Here is a 20,174-nt window from a genome sequence, read left to right on the forward strand (position 1 = left end):
GGCGGACGATGCAAGGCCGCAAGAAGTTTAGGTGAGGCTCTGATGCCTGATATCGATCTGCTGCTGGCCATCCTGCACCACCTTGCCGTTTTCACGCTGGTCGGCATCCTCGCCGCCGAGTTTGCGCTGTTGCGTCCGGGTCTTGCCGGGCCGCGCCTCAACCAGCTGGCCCGCATCGATGGCGCCTATGGCGGTGTCGCCGGCCTTGTCATCGTCGCCGGTTTCCTGCGGGTGTTCTTCGGTGCGTCGGGCGCGGAATACTACCTGAGCAATTGGGTGTTCTGGGGCAAGATTGGCGCCTTCCTAGGTGCTGGCCTGCTGTCGATCCGCCCGACCATGGCCATCCTCGGCTGGAGCCGCCAGGCCAAGGCCGATCCGGATTACGCGCCGCCGGCCACCGAGATCGCCACCCTCCGCCCCATCCTCTATGCCCAGATCGGCCTGCTCGCCCTCATCCCCATCTTCGCCGCCGCCATGGCCCGCGGCTACGGCCTCTAGGCCAGAGCCGACCAACCAAGCCATAAGTCGTCATCCCGGCTTTCGCCGGGATGACGCCTTGGGGAGCCGCTATTTCTGCACCGGCGCCGGTGTCTTGGGTTCAAACTGGCACCATTCCGCAATGATGCAGCGCCAGCATTCCGGCTTGCGCGCCTTGCAGATGTAACGCCCGTGCAGGATCAGCCAGTGATGCGCATGCAGCAGGTAGCGCTCGGGTACCGCCTTCTGCATGGCCAGTTCCACCGCCAGCGGCGTCGCCCCCGGGGCTATGCCGGTGCGGTTGCCGACGCGGAACAGATGCGTGTCCACCGCAATGGTCGGCTGCTTGAACCAGATATTGAGCACCACATTGGCGGTTTTCCGCCCCACGCCCGGCAACGCCTCGAGTTCCTCGCGCGTATCGGGCACTTCGCCATTATGCCGCTCCAGCAGCAGCTGGCTCAGCGCATAGACATTCTTGGCCTTGGTCCGATACAGGCCGATCGTCTTGACGTGATCTTCGATCGCCTGCTGCCCCAGCGCCACCATCGCAGCCGGGGTCGGGGCCAGCTGGAACAGCGCCTTGGTGGCCTTGTTGACCCCAACGTCCGTTGCCTGCGCCGACAGCACTACCGCCACCAGCAGGGTAAAGGCATTGCTGTAATCCAGCTCGCCCTTGGGCTCGGGGTCCATTTGCGCGAAGCGCGCGAAAATCGATTCCACGTCCGCCTTCGACAGCGACTTCACTTTTCTTGGCTTCGCCATTCTCTCGCCCATGATTCTGCGGCTATAGTCACTCATCATGCCCTTGCAAGCCACAACCACGTCGCCGTTGTTCGCGGCAGAATTGACGCCCCACCGGTCCATGACCCTGCGCGGCATGCGCATCGTCATTGCCCTGATCATTGTGCTGGGCGCCCTGCCCGGGCTGATCTTCTTCTCGCTCGGCGCTTGGCCGATCATCGGCTTTATGGGCCTCGATATCATCGCCATCATCTGGGCGCTGCGCGTTTCGATGAACGCCGGTAAGCGGCGCGAGCAGATCACCCTCTGGCCCGATCGGCTGGATATCACGGTCACCGATGCCAAGGGCAATGCCGTGACCAAGCGTTTCGATCCGCGCACCCTGCGCCTGCAGCTCGACCGCGATTACGATGAGCGCACCACGGCGCTCAAGCTCCGCGCCGGCGGCGAGGAAACCGAAATCGGCGCCTTCCTGACGCTGGATGACAAGTCCAGCTTTGGCAAGGCCTTCGGCACCGCCCTGCGCCAGGCCCGCAGCGGGCGGTTCTGATCGTCAAAATCGGGTCGCTTTGCCGCGCTGGCGCTCCTACATTGGGGCCATGAACACGCTCGCGACTGCCACCCCCGCCACCGATTACGACACCATTCGCGCCGCCATCCGCTATCTCAGCGAGACCGGCCCGGACGTGGCCGATCTGGGGCGCTTCGCCCGGGCGCTGGGCCTGACCGAGCGCCAGCTGACCGATCTGTTCCGCCGCTGGTGCGGGCTCAGTCCCAAATCCTTCGCCCAGGCCGTGGCGCTCGACCATGCCAAGTCGCTGCTGCGCGCCCAGGAAAGCGTCCTCGACACCACCTATGAGGTCGGCCTGTCCTCGACCTCGCGCCTACATGATCTGTTCGTGACTTACGAGGCCATGCCGCCGGGCGTGTTCCGCGCCGGTGGCGCCGGCATCGACATGGTCTGGGGCGCCGCGCCCTCGCCCTTCGGCACGGCCGTGGTCACCGCCACCGAATATGGCATGTCGGGCCTCGGCTTTGCCGATGCCGAAACGAGCATCGAGCAGGCCTTTGAGGATCTCGCGCGCCGCTGGCCCAATGCCCGCTTCACCCGCAACGACGCCCGCATCGCCCCGCTGGCGGCGCAGGCCTTCGATCCCGCCCGCTGGTCCGCCGACCATCCGGTGCGCGTGGTGCTGATCGGCACCGATTTCGAGGTGAAAGTCTGGGAAACGCTGCTCAAGATCCCGGTCGGCTGCGCCACCACTTATGGCGAAGTTGCCAGCCATATCGGCCGCCCCAGCGCCTCCCGCGCCGTCGGCGCTGCTGTCGGCAAAAACCCGATTTCCTTCGTCGTCCCCTGCCACCGCGTCGTCGGCACCTCCGGCGCCCTGACCGGCTATCACTGGGGCGTCCCGCGCAAACGCGCCATCCTCGGCTGGGAAGCCGGTGTCATCTCCGCCGCCCACTAGGATTCACGTGAAACCCTGGGTCCCACCCACCGGGTCATCCCGGCGCAGGCCGGGATCCATTCCGAAGGCTCTCTGCAGCATCCAGTTCATGGATGGAACACAGCATGGATTCCGGCCTGCGCCGGAATGACATCGCGGTTGCTGTCCCAGAGGACCCCCGAATAAGTCCCCTCCCCACCCACCGCGCTGCCCCCGGACTTGATCCGGGGGCCATTCGCCGCTTGTGCAGAGGTGAGCGTGATCCACGGACGAAGCCCGTGCACAGCCCCGTGGGCGGGAGCTAAATCTCCACCCGCCCCTCAAGCTGCCCATCCGCGCCGATCCGATAGATCGTCGGCTGGCCCGTGGCGATTTCGCGCTTGAGGATTTCGTCCGGCGTCAGCCCCTCGATCGCCATCACCAGCGCCCGCAGCGAATTGCCATGCGCGGCCACCAGCACCGTCTTGCCGGCCTTCAGCAGCGGCAGGATCTCGGCCTCGTAATAGGGCAGCGTACGTGCCGCGGTGTCCTTGAGGCTCTCGCCGCCCGGCGGGGGCACATCGAACGAGCGGCGCCAGATCAGCACCTGCTCCTCGCCCCACTTGGCCCGGGCATCGTCCTTGTTGAGCCCCGACAGCTCGCCATAGTCACGTTCGTTCAGCGCCACATTGCGGGTAATGGTGACATTGAGAATGTCCATTTCCTCGAGCATCAGGTCCAGCGTGTGCTGGGCCCGGCGCAGCGCCGAAGTGTAATAGAGATCGGGCACGATGCCCTTGGCCTTGAGCGCCTTGCCGGTGGCGCGGGCTTCCCCGATCCCCTTCTCGGTCAGGCCCGGATTGCGCCAGCCGGTGAAGAGGTTCTTGAGGTTCCACTCGCTCTCGCCATGGCGCACGAGGATCAGGGTTCCGGTCATTCTTGTCTCCGATCAGTTGATAGGGTCGCCAACGCCCATGGCCGTGGCGATGCGGAGAAAATCCTCCCGCCCGATGCCAAACAGCGATTTGCGGAAATACATGCCCCAATGGCTGGGATTGGTCACGAAGGAAAGTTGGGGCAGCAGCAGATAGATATCGGCGTCCTGCGCATCGAGATAACGCGCCCGCCGGCGCCAGCCGGTCATTCCAGGCGCCATCAGCATCTGTTCGGGCTCACCCGGCTCGATCACGCCGATACCGGTAAAGCGCCGCACGCTGTCCTTGCCACCCAGCGTCTGGGTTGGCGAATAATAAGCGAACCAGTCGCCCGGCTGCACCCGCTTGGCGGCGCTGTGGTCGCCATGGGCGAACATCACGATGCCATCCGCCCGGCCGATGGCCACATGGGCAGCAGCCGCCACCCCGATCCAATAGGCGGGGTGCGCTGCCATCAGAGGCCCAGCACGTCAGTCATGGCATAAAGCCCATTGGGCTGGCTCTGCGCCCACAGTGCCGCGCGCGCCGCGCCATGCGCGAAAATGGCCCGGTCTTCGGCGCGGTGGATCATTTCGATCCGCTCGGAGGGGCCGGCAAAGATCACGCTGTGCTCACCCACCACGGTGCCGCCACGCAAGGTGGCAAAGCCGATCGTGCCCTTTTCGCGCGGCCCGGTATGGCCATCGCGCACCCGCACCGAATGGTCCCTGAGCGAGATATCGCGCCCCTCGGCCGCTGCCTGGCCCAGCAGCAGAGCCGTGCCCGATGGCGCATCGACCTTGCGCGAATGGTGCATTTCGAGAATTTCGATATCGTATTCGGCCAGCGCCTCGGCCGCCTTGCGCACGAGATTGGCCAGAACCGTCACGCCCATCGAGAAATTGCCCGACTTGACGATCCGCGCCCCGCTTGCCGCTGCGGCAATCGCCACGTCGTCGGCTTCGCCCAGCCCGGTGGTGCCGATGACATGGATCAGCCCGCGCGCCCCGGCCTTTTGTGCCAGCGCCACGCTGGCAGCCGGCGCGGTAAAATCGATGATGGCGTCGGCGCCATCCAGCGCCGCCTCGATGTCCTCGGAAATCTCCACGCCAAGTGGTTCGATCCCCGCATAGAGCCCGGCATCGCGTCCCACTGCCGGTGCTCCGGCGCGGTCGATAGCGGCATGCAGGGTCAGCCCCGCCAGGCTGGTGACGGCGCGGATATTGGCCGCGCCCATGCGCCCACCCGCCCCAGCCACCACGACCCTGAGTTCAGCCATTCCCGTCTCCCGATCAACCTTGCGCCATATTCAGGCGGCTCAATAGTGCTTCGGCTATAGCAGCGCCCGCCGCAAACGCCAACACTGTGCCATTCATGCTAAGCTTCGAGGGTAACTGCGATTAAGGAACGTCTATGACCATCACCAACGCGCTGGCCGGCATCGCCGTCGATGACCTCGCGGCGGTGCTCGCGTGGTACGAGCAAGTGTTCGGCCGCCCCGCCGACGCCCGCCCGCTGGCCGACATCGCCGAGTGGAAATTCACCACCGGGGGCTGGGTCCAGGTCTTCACCGACAGTGACCGCGCCGGGGCCTCGAGCGTCACCCTGATCGTCGATGATTTGGCCGCGCTGGTCACCGAACTCGCCAGCCGCGACATTGCCCCGGTCTCCAAGCGCATCGGCGACTACGTCAAAACCGCCATCTTCCGCGACCCCGACGGCAATCAACTGATCTTCACCCAGCCGCTGAAAAACACCTATTAGGGATTTTTGGGCTTTGAAGGCGGCAGGCTGGCGGGCGCCTTCGCGGCCGCTGGCTCGCCCAACTCCCGAGGTGAATATCCGGCAATGGGCGATCCGCCTGCGACAGCCCGACATTTCCCGAAAAACCACCGCATTTCCCCACCGTCATTGCCCGGCGCGTCCGGGCAATCCATCTTTCCGGGTCAAAGACTGGATCACCCGGACGAGCCGGGTGATGACGATGGTTGCAACATCGCACCCACTGCCCCACGCCCGCCTCCATCCATCCCCACCGCGCTGCCCCCGGGACTGGATCCGGAGGCCCGATGCGACGGGAAAGAACCCTCGTCCAAACCCCGAGGGTGATGATCCGGGAATGGGCGATATGCCTGCGACAGCCCGACATTTTCCCAAAAAACCACCACACTCCCCCCACCGTCATTGCCCGGCTCGTCCGGGCAATCCATCTTTCCGGGTCAAAGACTGGATCACCCGGACGAGCCGGGTGATGACGATGGTCGAAACATCGCACCCACTGCCCCGCGCCCGCCTTCATCCCCACCCACCGGCCGCCCCCGGACTGGATCCGGGGGCCATTCTCACCCCGGCACGCGCATGAAAAAGCCCGCGGATTACCTCCGCGGGCGGCTCGCCATTGGGAGACGAAAAACCTAAGCTAGGCGCGAGCCCGCATTCATCTCGGCCAGGATCGACCGCGCCGCCGCTGCCGGATCGGCCGCCGCGATGATCGGGCGCGCCACCACCAGATGCGTCGCGCCGGCATCCAGCGCCTGGCGTGGGCTCATCACCCGCTTCTGGTCGCCCAGATCAGCCCCGGCCGGCCGGATCCCCGGCGTCACGATGGCCAGCTTCGGCCCCACAATGGTGCGCACCATCTCGGCTTCATGCGGCGAGGCGACCAGCCCGCCAATCCCGGCGTCGCGCCCCTGCTGCGCCCGCAGTGCAACGAGGCCCGCCGCGTCGCGCTCATAACCGGCTTCCTTGACGTCGGCATCGTCCATCGAGGTCAGCACTGTCACGCCCAGCACCGTCAGCCCCGAGCCTTCGGCAGCCCTGGCGGCGGCGCGCATGGTCTTGGGATAGGCATGCACGGTCAGCATGGTCGCCCCGGTATCGGCGATGGCGGCCACGCCCTTTTCGACGGTGTTGTCGATATCGAGCAGTTTGAGGTCGAAGAACACCTTCTTGCCCGCGGCCAGCAGCGCCTTGCCCAGCGCATAGCCGTCCGCGCCGTAAAAGCACTGATAGCCGATCTTGTAGAAGTCGACGCTGTCGCCCAGCGCCGTCACGATGGCTTCGGCCTGCGCGCGCGACGAAACGTCGAGGCCAACAATCAGTTGCCCGCTCATGATCTGTCTCCGATGTCTTTGCGTTGGCCTGCCTTGCCAGAATTCCGCTGACGCTGCAACCGCGCTAGCGCTGTTCCCAGTCGATAGGCAGGTCCTCGAACGCCATCCAGTCGCTGCCCAGCCGCATTGCCGCCAGGTCGAAGATGAAGCCATTGCCGCCACCCTTGTGGCCGATCCGGCTCTGGTCCTCGCTGCGCGCAATGGCGCGTCCGCCGACAAAGCATTTGAGCAGCGTACCCACCGCGCCATGTCCGCAAAACACCATTGGTGTTCCTGTCGGCGCCCGCGCCAGGGCTTCGCCCACCGCCGCGACAATGCGACTTTGCGCATCGATGGCGCGCTCCCAGCCCGCCGCGCTCACCTGCGGCTCGGCAAAGAAGCGGTCGGCCATGGCCTCGAATTGCTGCGGCGCCAGATAGCCGGTGGCGCTGCGATCGTTCTCGCCCATTTCCTCTTCGGCAATCACGGCGTTGCCGGCACCCCGCGCCAGGATTTCGGCCAGCTCGCGCGCCTTGCGCTCGGTGCTGGTAAAGATCATCGCATCCGCCGGCACCACCATCCGGGCCGCCAGCGCCTCGGCTCGCTCGCGACCAATGGGCGACAGGCCCCATTGCGGCACCGCCACATGGGGGTCCTGCAGCACCTGCGGATGGCTGAGATAGAGCGCAAGCATGGCTAGCCTCGGCTGAAATGGGTCAGTTCATGGACCATCTGGGTCATCTTGGCCTGGATCGATTTCTCCACCAATTGCCCCTCGCTATCAAACGCTTCACTGGCCGGTCCGATCCCCAACAATGTCGGGACCACCAGCGTGCCCACCTTGGTCAGCGATTCGCGCAAATGGCTCAGCCCCCAGATGGTGCCGTATTTGCCCGAACTGACCCCGCCAATGCCGAACACCGCATGGCGGAACGGGCTGGGCCGCTGCCGGCTGATCCAGGCCAGCGTATTGACGATCAGCGGGCTGGCGCCGCCATTATATTCAGGGCTGGCGATGAAGACGATGTCATGGCTGCGCCAGAGCTCGGCCAGCCGACCGGCCGCCTCGGGCACATTGTCGGGCTCCAGATCCTCGTTGAAGATCGGCATCGGGTAATCGGCCAGGTCCAGCGCCGTCACGGCCACGCCCGCCTCCGCCAGTTTGGCGCCAACCAGCATTTGCAGCTGGCGATTATACGATCCCTTGCGGATCGAGCCGGAAAGCGTGACGGCAGTGAGCATGACGTGGGCCCTGGGTTCAGATTTCGCCCTGACAGTGCCCGGCGCTCTCCTGCGCCGCAAGGGCGCATGCTTGACTCCCGGAAACGACGCTGCCTATGTTAAGTTATCACTTAAGTAATGGAGTGCAGTCCATGGCCACCAACATCTTCGTCAACCTGCCGGTCCGTGATCTCGATGCCACCAAGGCCTTTTTCGGCGCCCTCGGCTTTCGCTTCAATCCCCAGTTCACCGACGAGACCGCCGCTGCCATGGTGGTGGATGAGGGCATCTATTTCATGCTGCTCACCCACGCCAAATTCAAAGACTTCATCTCCCTGCCGCTCTCCGACGCGAAAAAGGAAACCCAGGCCCTCTATGCGATTTCGCGCGAAAGCCGCGCCGAGGTCGACACGGTGGTGGATGCAGCGCTGGGCGCCGGCGGCACCGAGCCGCGCCCGGCGCAGGAACTCGGCTTCATGTATTCGCGCGCTTTTGCCGATCTCGACGGCCATATCTGGGAATTTGTCTGGATGGATCCCAGCTTCATCCAGCCGCAATAAGTCAGCGGACCAGCCCCCGGCGGCTTGTCGGGCCCGGCATGCCTGCCTATCCTATCGGCAGCAGGAGGATGCAATGGCGGAAAAACTTGTCGTCACCGGGCTCAGCCACGATCTGCAGGCCAAAAAGTCCTATGTCTCGTTCATCTGGTCGGATGATCCGGGCAAGCGGCTGGGCCTGGAAGTGCCCTATGGCACCGCACTGGATGACGTAGCCGCCGCCGCCCGCACCGCGCTGGATGGCCTGGCGCGCGAGCTGGACGCCAGCGAGTTGTCCCTGCCCTAATTGCCCAGCCGCAGCCAGCTCTTGGCCCTGCGCATCCAGGTTTCGCGCCGGTATTGGTAGAAATAGGCATTGGTCATCAGGTGCCGATAGGTGCGCTTGAAGGCCACCCGCGTCCACAGCTTCCAGGGCCGCGCCAGCGCCGAGTAATGCAGGATATGGGGATCGAACGCTTCATGCGCCGGCTCCGGATTCTGCAGGTTCCAGCGATTGTCGAGCTCGAGGAACCGGTCGCGGAAGGCGAAATTGATGATGTCCTGATCGTAGTAGAACATCTCGATTTCCGATTGCGGCAGGTTATCGACCAGCGCCGCGACGAAATCCATGTCGCGATATTGCGTCAGGTCGATCAGCATGACCCCGGAATTGAAATAGGGCTCGGCCATCGAAAACGCATTGCGGGTGCGCAGGTCGGTGCCGGCAATGCAGTGCAGCCGGTCGGGCTGGCGCACCGCGGCAATGGCCGCGCCCTTCATGTCGATATCGTAGAGCATCTCGATCGGGCTGCGCACAAAGGTGTCGCTGTCCAGATACAGCACCCGTTCGATCCCCGCATTCAGCAGGTCGCCCAGGAACAGCCGCGCATAGATGATCGGCCGGAACCGCCGCATCTTTATGCGCGGGAATTGTTCGATCCGCTTGCCCAGAATATCGGAGCCATCGAGGTCGATGAAATTGAGCTGCGCCCCGTAATCGCTGGCAATGCTCTCCAGCGCCGCCCGGTGTTCGCCCGATAGCCCGGTATGCAGCAGATGGAACCGCAGGTCCCTGGTCCGGTGCGTCGTCAGGCACACCGAACGCATCGTGGCATAGGCGGGGGCCCAGTAATTATCGTCGAACGTCAGTGCGATCTCGATCACGCCGGGCCCTTCCCTGTTGCGGACTTGGCCAGCGTCTAGGCTTCAAACATCTTCTTGAGCTTGGAGAAAAACCCGTCCGAGGTCGGATTGGTCTCGTCCGTGGTCAGCCGCTGGAATTCCTCCAGCAGCTCGCGCTGCTTGCGGCTGAGGTTCTGCGGCGTCTCGATATCGAGCTGCACATAGAGATCGCCGGTATCCTTGCTGCGCAGCACCGGCATGCCCTTGCCCTTGAGGCGCACGCGCTGCCCCGGCTGGGTGCCGGCGGCAACCTTGACCTTGGCGCGCATCGCGTCGAGCGTCGGCACTTCAAATTCCCCGCCCAAGGCGGCGGTGGTCATGGCGATCGGCACGCGCGCATAAAGATCGGCTCCATCGCGGTGGAACAGCTCGTGCGGCTTGATCGAAATGAAGATGTAGAGATCGCCCGGCGGTCCACCGCGCAGTCCCGCCTCGCCCTCATTGGCCAGCCGGATGCGCGTGCCATCCTCGATGCCTTTGGGGATATCGACGCTGAGCTTGCGGTTTTCCTGGCGCCGGCCCTGACCACTGCAATCGGTGCAGGGCTGGTCCATCATCTGGCCGCGGCCCTGGCAGACCGGGCAGGTCCGCTCGATGGTAAAGAATCCCTGGGCGGCGCGCACCTTGCCATGGCCATTGCACTGGCGGCAGGCATGCGTGCCGGTGCCCGGCTTGGCGCCCGAGCCGTCGCAGGTGACGCAGCCGACCAGCGTCGGCACGTCGATCTCGACGGTGCGGCCGACAAAGCTCTCTTCGAGCGAGATTTCAAGATTATAGCGCAGGTCCGAGCCGCGCAGCTTGGCCGCGCCACCGCCCTGCCCGCCACGCCGGCCGCCACCGCCCATGAAGTCGCCAAAGATGTCGTCGAAAATATCGGACATCGAGGAGGTGAACTCGGGTCCGAACCCGCCGGCGCCGGGACGCCCGCCGCCATTCTCGAAGGCGGCATGCCCGAACCGGTCATAGGCGGCGCGCTTCTGGCCGTCCTTGAGCGTGTCATAGGCTTCGCTGATTTCCTTGAACGTGGCTTCGGCCTCGGCATTGCCCGGATTGCGGTCGGGGTGATGCTGCATGGCGAGCTTGCGATAGGCGCTTTTGAGCGCCGCATCGTCGGCGCCCTTGGCAACGCCGAGCACCTCGTAGAAATCACGTTTGGCCAAGTATGTTCTCCGAAAGTCTTGCTGAGACGCCGTCACGTCGCACCCTTATGGGCGCGCCTGCACCAGCGTCATTGTCGATCGATCCGTAAACTCTCCCCCTAAATGGCAATCAACCCCACATCCCGCAAGGGGACATGAGGCTGCAGACCATTAAAGGGCGGCAAAGCGCTGCATAGCAAGGTCAGTCCGATCCAGCAACCGGGGAGGCTCAGCTGTGTCGCGCCGGGGCAAATGCCCGGCCCAGGGCCTGGGCGGCATCGGACTGGGCGAACAGCGCCTTGTTGACCAGCAGCCCCAGGCCAAAAAAGCCCTGCGTGACCCCGTCATAGCTGAGGACGCTGACAGCGACGCCAGCCGCCTCGAGCGCTTCGCCCAGGGCTTCCCCTTCCGAGCGCAGCGGATCGATCTGCGCCAATACGATGGTGGCCGGCGCTAACCCCGCCAGATCCTGGCGGGCCACGAGGTCGATCCTTGCATCGCTGATCTGCTCGCTGTTTTCCAGCGCATGGCGGAACCGCCAGCGCATGGCCGGCAGCCCGATCGGCCGCGCCCGCAGCGTTTCGCCATAGGAGGGGCGGCTGAGATCGCTGCCGGCAATCGGATGGATCAGCAATTGATGCACCGGCTGGGTCAGATGCGCATCGCGCGCGCGGATGGCGATATGGGCGGCCAGGTTCGCCCCGGCATCTTCCCCCGCGACCGCCATGCGGCGCGGATCGCCGCCGAGGTCGCGCGCCCGCTGCACCAGCCAGCGCCAGGCGGCGTGGGCGTCCTCATGGGCCGCCGGAAATTTGTGTTCGGGCGCCAGCCGGTAGTCGACCGACACGACGATGGCGCCGGTGCGCCGGGCCAGTGCCCGCGCCGTCGCGTCGTGGCTGTCGAGATCGCCGGTGACGAAGCCGCCGCCATGAAAATACAGCATCATCGGATTGAGCCGACTCAACAGGCCGGGCGGGCGATAGAGTCGTGCCCCCAGCTCGCCCTCGGCGCCCTCGATGGTGATCGCCTCGGCCTCCACCCCATCATCGCCCTGGCTGCGGTTCTGCCGCGCCAGAATGGCGGTGACGGCATCGGCCAGCCTGGGCTGGCGCCGCGCCGCGCCCGGTGTCGCCGATTCCAGCGGCCGGGCGCCCAGGCCTGCCAGGGCATCCAGCACGTGCTTCATATCGGCATCGATTCGGCTCATCGGATCGCCGCCGATCAGTTCGGCAATCCGGCCAATGCTGTCGCCGCCGCTGCTGGCTATGGTCTGGGTCATCTGGGCCTCGGTGCTCGGTCGGGCTGCGTTGCCAGGGGGCAATGCAGCCACTGTTCCTTGCAGTCCCTCAATCGGCCGAATCTTGGGCTCAAAAGTGCCCATTTGAGGGCTTTCACCCAAAACGGCTTGCGGGGACGACAAAAAGCCCCGGAACGGTCCGGGGCTGCGGGGCTGATTCACGTGAAACGGCAATCGAACCCGGCGGAAAACGCGGGGTGATCAGGCCGCGATATCGGTCATGGCCACGCCATGGTCCATCAGCTTCTTGCGGGCCGCATTGACGGCATCGACGCTGAACTGGTCTTCGTGGCGCAGCACGATGGCTTCGCAGGTGAGCTCGGCGCGGCCATGCGCCACCAGCGTTTCAAAACCGTCGCTGACCGCTTCTTCCATCATCATGTCGGCCAGCAGGCGCTGGGCGCCGACACGGCGATGCTTGGTGCGGATCTTGGCGAGGCGGCTGGTCTTGCCGGCGGCAGCGGCCTTGAATTCCTCGGCCGCGATCAGCGCCGTCCAGAATTCGCGCTCGATGACGTCGTCCTGGGCAGCGCCGGCGATCTCGGCAATGCGCAGTTTGCAGTTGAAGGCGAGATCCTCGTAGCCCAGGCGCACGGCATTGGCCATGAGCTTGCGCAGCTTTTCGGGATCGGTGAAGGTCTGGGGGTCTGGAATGTTCATGGGCCATCATAGGCCATGGCGCGCCGGAAACCTAGGACAAAGGCGGCTCGCGACATTTACGCGCAAGTCAAGGCTGCCCGCCAAGGCTATGTCAGGCTCAACTACCCCGATACGATGCCTCCAAACCCTCCCCAAACACCGCGCTGCCCACGGGCCTGACCCGTGGGCCATTCTCAGCGCGGCACATGCGTCGAGTGATCCCCGGGTCAAGCCCGGGGACAGCGCGGAGGTTGTGGCGCGATCTGTGTAGGACGCGAGGGCCAAGATCTCTCCGCTGCAGTCTCAACCTCGGAGTCATTCCCGCGCAGGCGGGAATCCATTCTTGGTTCGCGCCTACCATCAAAAGAGTGGATTCCCGCCTGCGCGGGAATGACCCGGTGACGAACCAGAAGCTTCCTCCCATGACCAAAAGCCCCACAAACAAAAAAGGGCCCGGCTTGCGCCGGACCCCTTCAATCTGGTCAGCTCGGAACCGGCTTAGGCCGACTTCTGGCCGTCGTCGTCCTTGACCTCTTCGAAATCGGCGTCGACCACATCGTCGTCGCTGTCATCGTCGGTGCCATTGGCCTTGGCTTCGGCTTCGGCCTGGCTGGCCTTGTACATGGCCTCGCCCAGCTTCATCGAGGCTTCGGCCAGCGCGCTGGTCTTTTCCTTGATCACTTCGGCATTGTCGCCGTCGATCACGCCCTTGAGGTCGGCGACAGCGGCTTCGATGGCGCCCTTGTCCTCGGCCGAAACCTTGTCGCCATATTCCTTGAGCGACTTCTCGGTCGAGTGGATCAGGCTCTCGCCCTGGTTCTTGGCTTCGACAGCCTCGCGCTTCTGCTTGTCGGCCTCGGCATTCTGCTCGGCTTCCTGGACCATCTTTTCGATGTCAGCGTCGCTGAGACCGCCCGAAGCCTGGATGCGGATCACCTGCTCCTTGCCGGTGCCCTTGTCCTTGGCCGAAACGTTGACGATGCCGTTGGCGTCGATGTCGAACGTCACTTCGATCTGCGGCACGCCACGCGGTGCGGGCGGAATGCCGGCCAGGTCGAAATTGCCCAGCAGCTTGTTGTTGGCGGCCATTTCGCGTTCACCCTGGAACACGCGGATGGTCACGGCCGACTGGCTGTCTTCGGCGGTCGAGAACGTCTGGCTCTTCTTGGTCGGGATCGTGGTGTTCCGATCGATCAGGCGGGTAAACACGCCACCAAGGGTTTCAATGCCCAGCGACAGCGGGGTCACGTCCAGCAGCAGCACGTCCTTGACGTCGCCCTGCAGCACGCCAGCCTGGATCGCAGCGCCCAGCGCCACGACTTCGTCCGGATTCACGCCCTTGTGCGGCTCCTTGCCGAACAGCTGCTTGACCACTTCCTGTACCTTGGGCATGCGGCTCATGCCGCCGACCAGCACGACTTCGTCGATCTGGGCCGCGGTGACGCCGGCATCCTTGAGCGCCAGCTTGCACGGCTCGATGGTGCGCTGGATCAGGTCGTCGACCAGGCTTTCCAGCTTCGAGCGGGTCAGCTTGAGCGTCAGGTGCTTGGGGCCCGAGGCATCGGCAGTGATGAAGGGCAGGTTGATTTCGGTCTGGGTCGCGCTCGAGAGCTCGATCTTGGCCTTTTCAGCGGCTTCCTTCAGGCGCTGCAGCGCCAGCTTGTCGCTGCGCAGGTCGATGCCCTGCTCCTTCTTGAACTCGTCGGCCAGGTAATCGACCAGGCGCATGTCGAAGTCTTCGCCACCCAGGAAGGTGTCGCCATTGGTGGACTTCACTTCAAACACGCCGTCGCCGATTTCCAGGATCGACACGTCGAAGGTACCGCCACCAAGGTCATAGACCGCGATGGTGCCGGCCTGCTTCTTGTCCAGGCCATAGGCCAGGGCGGCAGCAGTCGGCTCGTTGATGATGCGCAGCACTTCCAGGCCGGCAATCTTGCCGGCATCCTTGGTCGCCTGACGCTGGCTGTCGTTGAAATAGGCCGGAACCGTGATGACGGCCTGCGTGACGGTCTCGCCGAGATAGCTTTCGGCGGTTTCCTTCATTTTCTGCAGGATCATGGCCGAAACCTGCGAGGGCGAATACTTTTCACCCGAGGCTTCCACCCATGCATCGCCATTGTCGGCCGAAACGATCTTGAACGGCACCAGGTTCTTGTCCTTGGCCACGACCTTGTCGTCGTAGCGGCGCCCGATCAGGCGCTTGACGGCAAACAGGGTGCCTTCGGGATTGGTCACGGCCTGGCGCTTGGCCGGCTGGCCAACCAGACGTTCTCCATCCTTGGAAAAGGCAACCATCGAGGGAGTGGTGCGTGCACCCTCTGCGTTCTCGATTACCTTCGGGGTAGCGCCATCCATCACTGCGACGCAGCTATTGGTGGTGCCCAGGTCAATACCGATAACTTTAGCCATAACTCTTGCCTCTCTTTCAGCAAACCCGTTTGAAACCCCTCTTTCGAAGCAGTTCCGTGGCCGTTGCCGGCCGGGTTCCTTAGTCGTTGAATGTGCCCATCGCTGGGCCTGCGGGGTATATAGGGGGGGCGCTGATTGGCTTCAAGCGCACTCATCCCAGATTCAGGCGATTGGGCAGCGCTGACAGAGGCCGTCCCCGGGCAAATCTCCGGTTGGGGCGGCCCGCCGACAGTTTCGGCGGACCGCGGACCGTTATGCCGCTACTCGCTCAGCGTATAGCTCGCCAGCGTGCAGATATCGATCTCGTTGACGATCAGCTCATTGCCTTCGCCGGTGATGAACTTGAAATCATACAGGCACTGGTCCGAACCATCGCCGATGGTGACCGTGCCTTCCATGCCCGCTTCCAGCGTGCCGGTATCGCCCAGCAGGTCATCGCCCCAGTCGTTTTCGTTGCTGGGCGAGGTGTAGAAGAAGTGCAATGCCTGCGTGCTGTCATTGGTCAGCGTGAATTCCACGGTCTGCGCTGCTGCCGGAAGGGCAGTCATCAGCAGTGCCAGGGTGGCGAGGCCACTCAGAATAGACTTGTTCATCTTAAAGGATTTCCCTCATGCCGGTCGCGGATTCGCGGCCGGTAGCTGTATCTGCCAGATCGCTTCGATGTCGCCTAGGCCCGGCGCAACACTGGCGGGGCTATATTTTGCCGACGGGCGCGCCCGTCAATCTTCCCAAATCCTTGACCCCGCTTTAGAACATCCCCCATGTTCAGCGCCGGCACAGTCCTACTCCACGACAATCTCGATCCGGCGGGTGACAACCTGCTATTCAGCCAGCCGCGCGAAGTCCTGGTCGCCCACAGCGCTGCCGAAGCCACCGTCGCCCTGGCCCGGCTCGAAGCCGCCCGCGAAGACGGGTTTTGGGCTGCCGGCTACCTCGCCTATGAGCTCGGCTTCCTCTTCGAGGAACGGCTGGCCCCGCTCCTGCCGGAGCGCAGCGCCACGCCCCTGCTCTGGCTCGGGCTCTATGATGCGCCCAGGCGCCTGAGTGCCGCCGAGGTCGACCAGCAGCTTGCAGCACATGCTGGTTCTGCCGGGCGGGCTGTCGCCATCACCCCCAGTGTCGAGCTGCCCGCCTATCGGGTCGCCTTCGATCAGGTCAAAAGCCTGATCGCCGCTGGCGATACCTATCAGGTCAACCTCACCTTCAAGGCCCGCTTCCAGCTCGAGGGCGATTCCTTGGCGCTTTATCGCGATCTCGTCGCCAGGCAGCCGGTGGCCTATGGCGCCTATCTCGATACCGGCACCCATGTCGTGCTGTCGCGTTCGCCCGAACTGTTTGTCCGCAATCGCGGCGGTGAGCTCTCGGCCCGCCCGATGAAGGGCACCCTCAAGCGCGGCCGCTCCCTCGCCGAAGATGCCGCCGGCCGGGCCGCACTGGCCGGCGACGACAAGAACCGCGCCGAAAACCTGATGATCGTCGACCTGCTGCGCAACGATCTCGGCCGCATCGCCGAGATCGGCTCGGTCAAGGTCACCGATCTCTTCACCGTCGAAACCTACCGGACCCTGCACACCATGACGACGGGCATCAAGGCCCGCCTGCGCGCCGGGGTCTCGACCACCGCCATCCTGGAAAACCTCTTCCCTTGCGGCTCCATCACCGGCGCCCCAAAGCTGCGCGCCATGCAAATCATCCGGGATGTCGAGGCCGGTCCGCGCGGGCTCTATACCGGCTCGATCGGCTGGTTCGCCCCCAATGGCGATCTCACCCTCAACGTCGCCATCCGCACCGCAGTGATCGATCGCGCCGGCCATGGCGAAATCGGCATTGGCGGAGGTATTGTCGCCGATAGTGTCGCCGAAGATGAATATCGCGAGGCCCTGCTCAAAATGGCGTTCTTTTCCGACAAGGCCCAGCCGGTCACCCTGATCGAAACCCTGCTCTGGGATCCCGACAGGGGCTATGTGCTGCTCGAGCGGCATCTGGCCCGTCTGGAGGCCTCCGCCCGCTACTTCCAGCTCACCAGCGAAACCAGCAATACCAGCAAGCTATCCAGCATGCTGGCTGCCGAAGCGGCCAATTTCGGCGATGAAGCGATGCGGGTGCGGCTGACGCTCGATGCCCATGGCCCCCACATCACCGCCACCCAGCTGCCCCCCAATCCCGAGATTTTCCGCTTCGTCATCGCCCCGGAGCGCCTGGATTCCCAAAGCCTCTGGCTGGCCCACAAAACCACCAATCGCGCCTTTTACGACGAGCCGCGCCAGCGCGCCGCCGCCGCCCATGGCGTCGATGAAGTGGTATTTCTCAACGAAAACAACGAATTGACCGAAGGCTCGATCACCTCCCTGTTCGTCGAGCGCCACGGCAAGCTGCTGACCCCGCCCCTCTCGGCCGGCCTCCTGCCCGGCACCCTGCGCGCCGAACTGCTCGCCAATGGCCAGGCCGAGGAACAGACACTGACCCTTGCCGATCTCGCCACGGCCGATGCCATCTGGCTGGGCAATTCCGTCCGCGGCCTGCTCCGCGCCGAATGGGTAAAACTCTGATCTTAAAAGGACTTTCAGACCATGGCCGCCATCACCATCGCCCCCAATGACGTCCTGATCGTCGTCGACATGCAATACGATTTCCTGCCCGGCGGCAGCCTGGCCGTCGCCGATGGCGACGCCATCGTGCCGCTGATCAACAATCTGGCCAGGCGCTTCAGCCATGTCGTGCTAACCCAGGACTGGCACCCGGCAGACCATATTTCCTTTGCCAGCCAACATGTTGGCAAGGCCCCGTTCGAAACCGTCGAGCTCGATTACGGCATCCAGGTGCTCTGGCCCGACCATTGCGTCTGGTCCAGCCACGGCGCCGAGATCACCGCCGATCTCGACATCCCCCATGCCCAATTGGTCCTGCGCAAGGGCTACAACCGGGCGATTGATAGCTATTCCGGCTTCCAGGAAGCCGACCGCCAGACCCCCACCGGGTTGACCGGTTATCTCGGCGAGCGCGACCTTGGCCGGGTCTATGTTGTTGGCCTGGCTACCGATTTCTGCGTTGGCTGGACCGCCATCGACGCGGCTGCCGCCGGCTTCGACGTCACCGTTATCGACGATGCCACCCGCGGCATCGACACTGCCGGCTCCCTTGCCAAAGCCTGGGCCGCCATGGCCGAAGCCGGCGTCGAGCGCATCCAGAGCCAGGACATCCTGGACTAGAAACGAAAAATCCCCGCTTGCGCGGGGATTCACGTGAAACGTTGTCGATCCCGACCAAGCACCTTTGCTTGGTCTAGACGCTTGACTGGTCTCGATCAGACGTTTGTCTGGTCTCGATCAGACGCTTTTGTCGATCGCTACGTCGGGCGCCTGGGTTGGGCCGCCCTTGGCGACGCCGACCATGGCCGGGCGCAGCACGCGGTCGCCAATGGCGTAACCGGTCTGCACCACCTGCACGACCGTGCCTTCCGGCCGGGTGGGATCGGGCACTTCAAACATGGCCTGGTGGCGGTGCGGATCGAACTTCTGGCCCTCGGCCTCGATTGGCTTGACGCCGTGCTTGGCCAGCAGGCGCTGCATTTCGCGCTCGGTCATTTCGATGCCCTCGATCAGCGAGGTGGTCGTGGCATCGGCATTTTCGCGGGCATCGGCCGGCAACACCATCAGAGCCCGGCTCAGGGCATCGGTGGCGCTCAGCATGTCGCGGGCAAAGCCGGAAATCGCATAGCTGCGGGTGTCGGCGACTTCACGTTCGGTGCGCTTGCGCAGGTTTTCCATTTCGGCAACCGTACGCAGCACCCGGTCCTTGAGTTCGGCGTTCTCGGCACGCAGCGCTTCCACCGGGTCGATCACCGGCTCTGCTGCGGCAATATCGATCTCGGGGGTCTCGTCCTGCGAGGCGTTCTCGTCGCTCATCTTTGCTACTTCCGTAATGATACTGGTTTTGTCCCCGCATATCGGCCAATGCGGGGGGGATTTCAAGCCTGCCCGGTGCCGGGCGGGCATGCACAGGGTTCAGCGCCCGCGCTTGCGCGCCATCATCGCGGTGATGACATTGGCAGTATAGTCCACCACCGGCACGATCCGGGCGTAGTTCAGCCGCGTCGGCCCGATCACCCCCAGCACGCCGACGACCTTGTCATTGGCATCCTTGTAGGGAGAGAGGATGACCGATGAGCCTGAGAGCGAAAACAGCTTGTTTTCGGAGCCGATAAAGATGCGCACGCCCTGGGCTTTTTCCGCATCGCCGAGCAGGTCGATCAGCCCGTCCTTGCTCTCCAGCTCGTCGAACAGCTGACGCATCCGCATCAGGTCGTCGGAGGCCATCGTGTCATTGATCAGGTTGGCTCGGCCGCGCACGATCACCGTCGGCTGGCTTGAGGCCGAAGGCTGCGACAAGGTGGCAATTCCGGCATCAACGAGCTTTTGCGTCAATTCGTCCAGCTCGGCCCGCTGCTCGGCCCGCTGCGCTGCCAGCACCTTTCGGGCTTCGGCAATGGTGCGGCCGATGACGTGATGGGCCAGGTAATTGCTCGCCTGCTGCAGCGTGCTGGCGGTGAGGCCCGCCGGCAAAGCCAGGATGCGATTCTCCACCTGCCCGTCTTCGCCGACCAGGATCGCCATGGCCCGATTGGCGTCGAGCCGCACAAATTCGATATGGCGCATGACCATGTCGGCCTTGGCGGCAATCACCACCCCGGCGCCCTGGCTGAGCCCGGACAGCAGCTGGCTGGCTTCGGTGAGGAGATCCTCGACCTGGCCCTGCCGTGCCTGGCCTTCGATATTGTTGGCGATCTGCTGGCGCTCGCGTTCATCGACGGCCCCCACTTCGAGCATCGCGTCGACGAAGAACCGCAAGCCCTCTTGTGTCGGCGCGCGGCCGGCCGAGGTGTGCGGCGCCGCGATCAGGCCGAGATCTTCGAGATCGGCCATCACATTGCGCACCGAGGCGGGCGATAGCCCCACCTCAAGCATGCGTGACAGATCGCGCGACCCCACCGGCATGCCGGTATCGAGGTAGCGTTGCACGATCTTCTTGAAAATGTCCTGGCTACGGGTGTTGAGCACGGCCAGGAAGTCTTCGGGAGGCTTGGACATGAGACTA

Annotated in this window: 23 protein-coding genes; 8 read left to right on the top strand and 15 right to left on the bottom strand. The window is 64.3% G+C overall.

Going from position 1 to position 20,174, the window contains the following annotated elements; all coding sequences use genetic code 11:
* The first annotated feature begins 42 nt into the window (after nt 1-42).
* Nucleotides 43-498, top strand: a complete 456-nt coding sequence (locus tag BUA69_RS09835) for a DUF2214 family protein (RefSeq protein ID WP_046137226.1) — start codon at nt 43-45, stop codon at nt 496-498.
* Nucleotides 499-567: 69 nt separating this feature from the next.
* On the opposite strand, the gene nth is transcribed toward BUA69_RS09835, so the two are convergent.
* The gene (nth, locus tag BUA69_RS09840) at nt 568-1,254 is read right to left on the bottom strand and encodes an endonuclease III (RefSeq protein ID WP_046137314.1); all 687 of its coding nucleotides are present in this window, start codon (nt 1,252-1,254) and stop codon (nt 568-570) included.
* A 25-nt stretch (nt 1,255-1,279) separates the two neighbouring features.
* On the opposite strand from nth, the gene BUA69_RS09845 reads away from it, so the two are divergent.
* Nucleotides 1,280-1,771, top strand: coding sequence for a DUF2244 domain-containing protein (locus BUA69_RS09845; protein ID WP_082094005.1), 492 nt, complete (start codon nt 1,280-1,282; stop codon nt 1,769-1,771).
* Nucleotides 1,772-1,820: 49 nt separating this feature from the next.
* Nucleotides 1,821-2,690 carry a methylated-DNA--[protein]-cysteine S-methyltransferase gene (locus BUA69_RS09850; RefSeq protein WP_046137224.1) on the top strand — a complete coding sequence of 290 codons (870 nt, stop codon included), beginning with the start codon at nt 1,821-1,823 and terminating at the stop codon, nt 2,688-2,690.
* A 280-nt stretch (nt 2,691-2,970) separates the two neighbouring features.
* Here BUA69_RS09850 and BUA69_RS09855 read toward each other — a convergent pair whose 3' ends face one another.
* The 3 genes from BUA69_RS09855 to dapB are packed head-to-tail and all read right to left on the bottom strand — an operon-like array spanning nt 2,971 to nt 4,841.
* Nucleotides 2,971-3,585 (bottom strand): 2,3-bisphosphoglycerate-dependent phosphoglycerate mutase, encoded by a 615-nt coding sequence (locus BUA69_RS09855; RefSeq protein ID WP_046137223.1) that lies wholly within the window; start codon nt 3,583-3,585, stop codon nt 2,971-2,973.
* Between the two features lie 12 nt (nt 3,586-3,597).
* Nucleotides 3,598-4,038: an EVE domain-containing protein gene (locus BUA69_RS09860; protein WP_046137222.1), complete on the bottom strand. Its 441-nt coding sequence runs from the start codon at nt 4,036-4,038 to the stop codon at nt 3,598-3,600.
* Nucleotides 4,038-4,841: a 4-hydroxy-tetrahydrodipicolinate reductase gene (gene dapB / locus BUA69_RS09865; protein ID WP_046137221.1), complete on the bottom strand. Its 804-nt coding sequence runs from the start codon at nt 4,839-4,841 to the stop codon at nt 4,038-4,040. Before dapB ends, BUA69_RS09860 begins: the two co-directional genes overlap by 1 nt.
* A 134-nt stretch (nt 4,842-4,975) precedes the next feature.
* Here dapB and BUA69_RS09870 point away from each other — a divergent pair, with 134 nt between their 5' ends.
* On the top strand, nt 4,976-5,326 hold the full coding sequence (locus BUA69_RS09870) for a VOC family protein (protein WP_046137220.1): 351 nt from the start codon (nt 4,976-4,978) through the stop codon (nt 5,324-5,326).
* Between the two features lie 650 nt (nt 5,327-5,976).
* Here BUA69_RS09870 and pyrF read toward each other — a convergent pair.
* From pyrF to BUA69_RS09885, 3 genes are all read right to left on the bottom strand, one after another.
* A complete protein-coding gene (gene pyrF / locus BUA69_RS09875; RefSeq protein WP_046137219.1) occupies nt 5,977-6,675 on the bottom strand; it encodes an orotidine-5'-phosphate decarboxylase in 699 nt (232 codons plus the stop codon).
* A gap of 64 nt (nt 6,676-6,739) precedes the next feature.
* On the bottom strand, nt 6,740-7,348 hold the full coding sequence (locus tag BUA69_RS09880; RefSeq protein ID WP_046137218.1) for a histidine phosphatase family protein: 609 nt from the start codon (nt 7,346-7,348) through the stop codon (nt 6,740-6,742).
* Between the two features lie 2 nt (nt 7,349-7,350).
* On the bottom strand, nt 7,351-7,896 hold the full coding sequence (locus BUA69_RS09885; protein ID WP_046137217.1) for an NADPH-dependent FMN reductase: 546 nt from the start codon (nt 7,894-7,896) through the stop codon (nt 7,351-7,353).
* A gap of 131 nt (nt 7,897-8,027) precedes the next feature.
* Here BUA69_RS09885 and BUA69_RS09890 point away from each other — a divergent pair, with 131 nt between their 5' ends.
* Both BUA69_RS09890 and BUA69_RS09895 read left to right on the top strand, forming a co-directional pair.
* Nucleotides 8,028-8,435, top strand: a complete 408-nt coding sequence (locus tag BUA69_RS09890) for a VOC family protein (protein WP_046137216.1) — start codon at nt 8,028-8,030, stop codon at nt 8,433-8,435.
* A 73-nt stretch (nt 8,436-8,508) separates the two neighbouring features.
* On the top strand, nt 8,509-8,718 hold the full coding sequence (locus BUA69_RS09895) for a hypothetical protein (RefSeq protein ID WP_046137215.1): 210 nt from the start codon (nt 8,509-8,511) through the stop codon (nt 8,716-8,718).
* Here the strand turns inward: BUA69_RS09895 and BUA69_RS09900 are convergent.
* From BUA69_RS09900 to BUA69_RS09925, 6 genes are all read right to left on the bottom strand, one after another.
* Nucleotides 8,715-9,575, bottom strand: a complete 861-nt coding sequence (locus tag BUA69_RS09900) for a glycosyltransferase family 8 protein (protein WP_046137214.1) — start codon at nt 9,573-9,575, stop codon at nt 8,715-8,717. The genes BUA69_RS09895 and BUA69_RS09900 overlap by 4 nt on opposite strands.
* Nucleotides 9,576-9,610: 35 nt before the next feature.
* Nucleotides 9,611-10,753 (bottom strand): molecular chaperone DnaJ, encoded by a 1,143-nt coding sequence (dnaJ, locus tag BUA69_RS09905; protein WP_046137213.1) that lies wholly within the window; start codon nt 10,751-10,753, stop codon nt 9,611-9,613.
* A gap of 208 nt (nt 10,754-10,961) precedes the next feature.
* Nucleotides 10,962-12,011 carry an alpha/beta hydrolase gene (locus BUA69_RS09910; RefSeq protein ID WP_072866534.1) on the bottom strand — a complete coding sequence of 350 codons (1,050 nt, stop codon included), beginning with the start codon at nt 12,009-12,011 and terminating at the stop codon, nt 10,962-10,964.
* A gap of 219 nt (nt 12,012-12,230) precedes the next feature.
* Nucleotides 12,231-12,689 (bottom strand): hypothetical protein, encoded by a 459-nt coding sequence (locus BUA69_RS09915; protein WP_046137212.1) that lies wholly within the window; start codon nt 12,687-12,689, stop codon nt 12,231-12,233.
* Nucleotides 12,690-13,166: 477 nt separating this feature from the next.
* A complete protein-coding gene (dnaK, locus tag BUA69_RS09920; protein WP_046137211.1) occupies nt 13,167-15,080 on the bottom strand; it encodes a molecular chaperone DnaK in 1,914 nt (637 codons plus the stop codon).
* Nucleotides 15,081-15,340: 260 nt separating this feature from the next.
* Nucleotides 15,341-15,673 (bottom strand): hypothetical protein, encoded by a 333-nt coding sequence (locus BUA69_RS09925; RefSeq protein WP_046137210.1) that lies wholly within the window; start codon nt 15,671-15,673, stop codon nt 15,341-15,343.
* A 168-nt stretch (nt 15,674-15,841) separates the two neighbouring features.
* On the opposite strand from BUA69_RS09925, the gene BUA69_RS09930 reads away from it, so the two are divergent.
* Together BUA69_RS09930 and pncA are read left to right on the top strand one after the other, a co-directional pair.
* Nucleotides 15,842-17,629 carry an aminodeoxychorismate synthase component I gene (locus tag BUA69_RS09930; RefSeq protein WP_046137209.1) on the top strand — a complete coding sequence of 596 codons (1,788 nt, stop codon included), beginning with the start codon at nt 15,842-15,844 and terminating at the stop codon, nt 17,627-17,629.
* A 21-nt stretch (nt 17,630-17,650) separates the two neighbouring features.
* The gene (gene pncA, locus BUA69_RS09935; protein WP_046137208.1) at nt 17,651-18,289 is read left to right on the top strand and encodes a bifunctional nicotinamidase/pyrazinamidase; all 639 of its coding nucleotides are present in this window, start codon (nt 17,651-17,653) and stop codon (nt 18,287-18,289) included.
* Nucleotides 18,290-18,406: 117 nt separating this feature from the next.
* Here pncA and grpE read toward each other — a convergent pair whose 3' ends face one another.
* Nucleotides 18,407-18,985 carry a nucleotide exchange factor GrpE gene (gene grpE / locus BUA69_RS09940; protein WP_046137207.1) on the bottom strand — a complete coding sequence of 193 codons (579 nt, stop codon included), beginning with the start codon at nt 18,983-18,985 and terminating at the stop codon, nt 18,407-18,409.
* 99 nt (nt 18,986-19,084) lie between these two features.
* Entirely contained in the window at nt 19,085-20,167 is a 1,083-nt protein-coding gene (gene hrcA, locus BUA69_RS09945; protein WP_046137206.1) for a heat-inducible transcriptional repressor HrcA, read from the bottom strand.
* Nucleotides 20,168-20,174: the final 7 nt, after the last annotated feature.

Origin of the sequence: Devosia limi DSM 17137 (assembly GCF_900128975.1) — a bacterium.
Classification (GTDB): Bacteria; Pseudomonadota; Alphaproteobacteria; order Rhizobiales; family Devosiaceae; genus Devosia; species Devosia limi.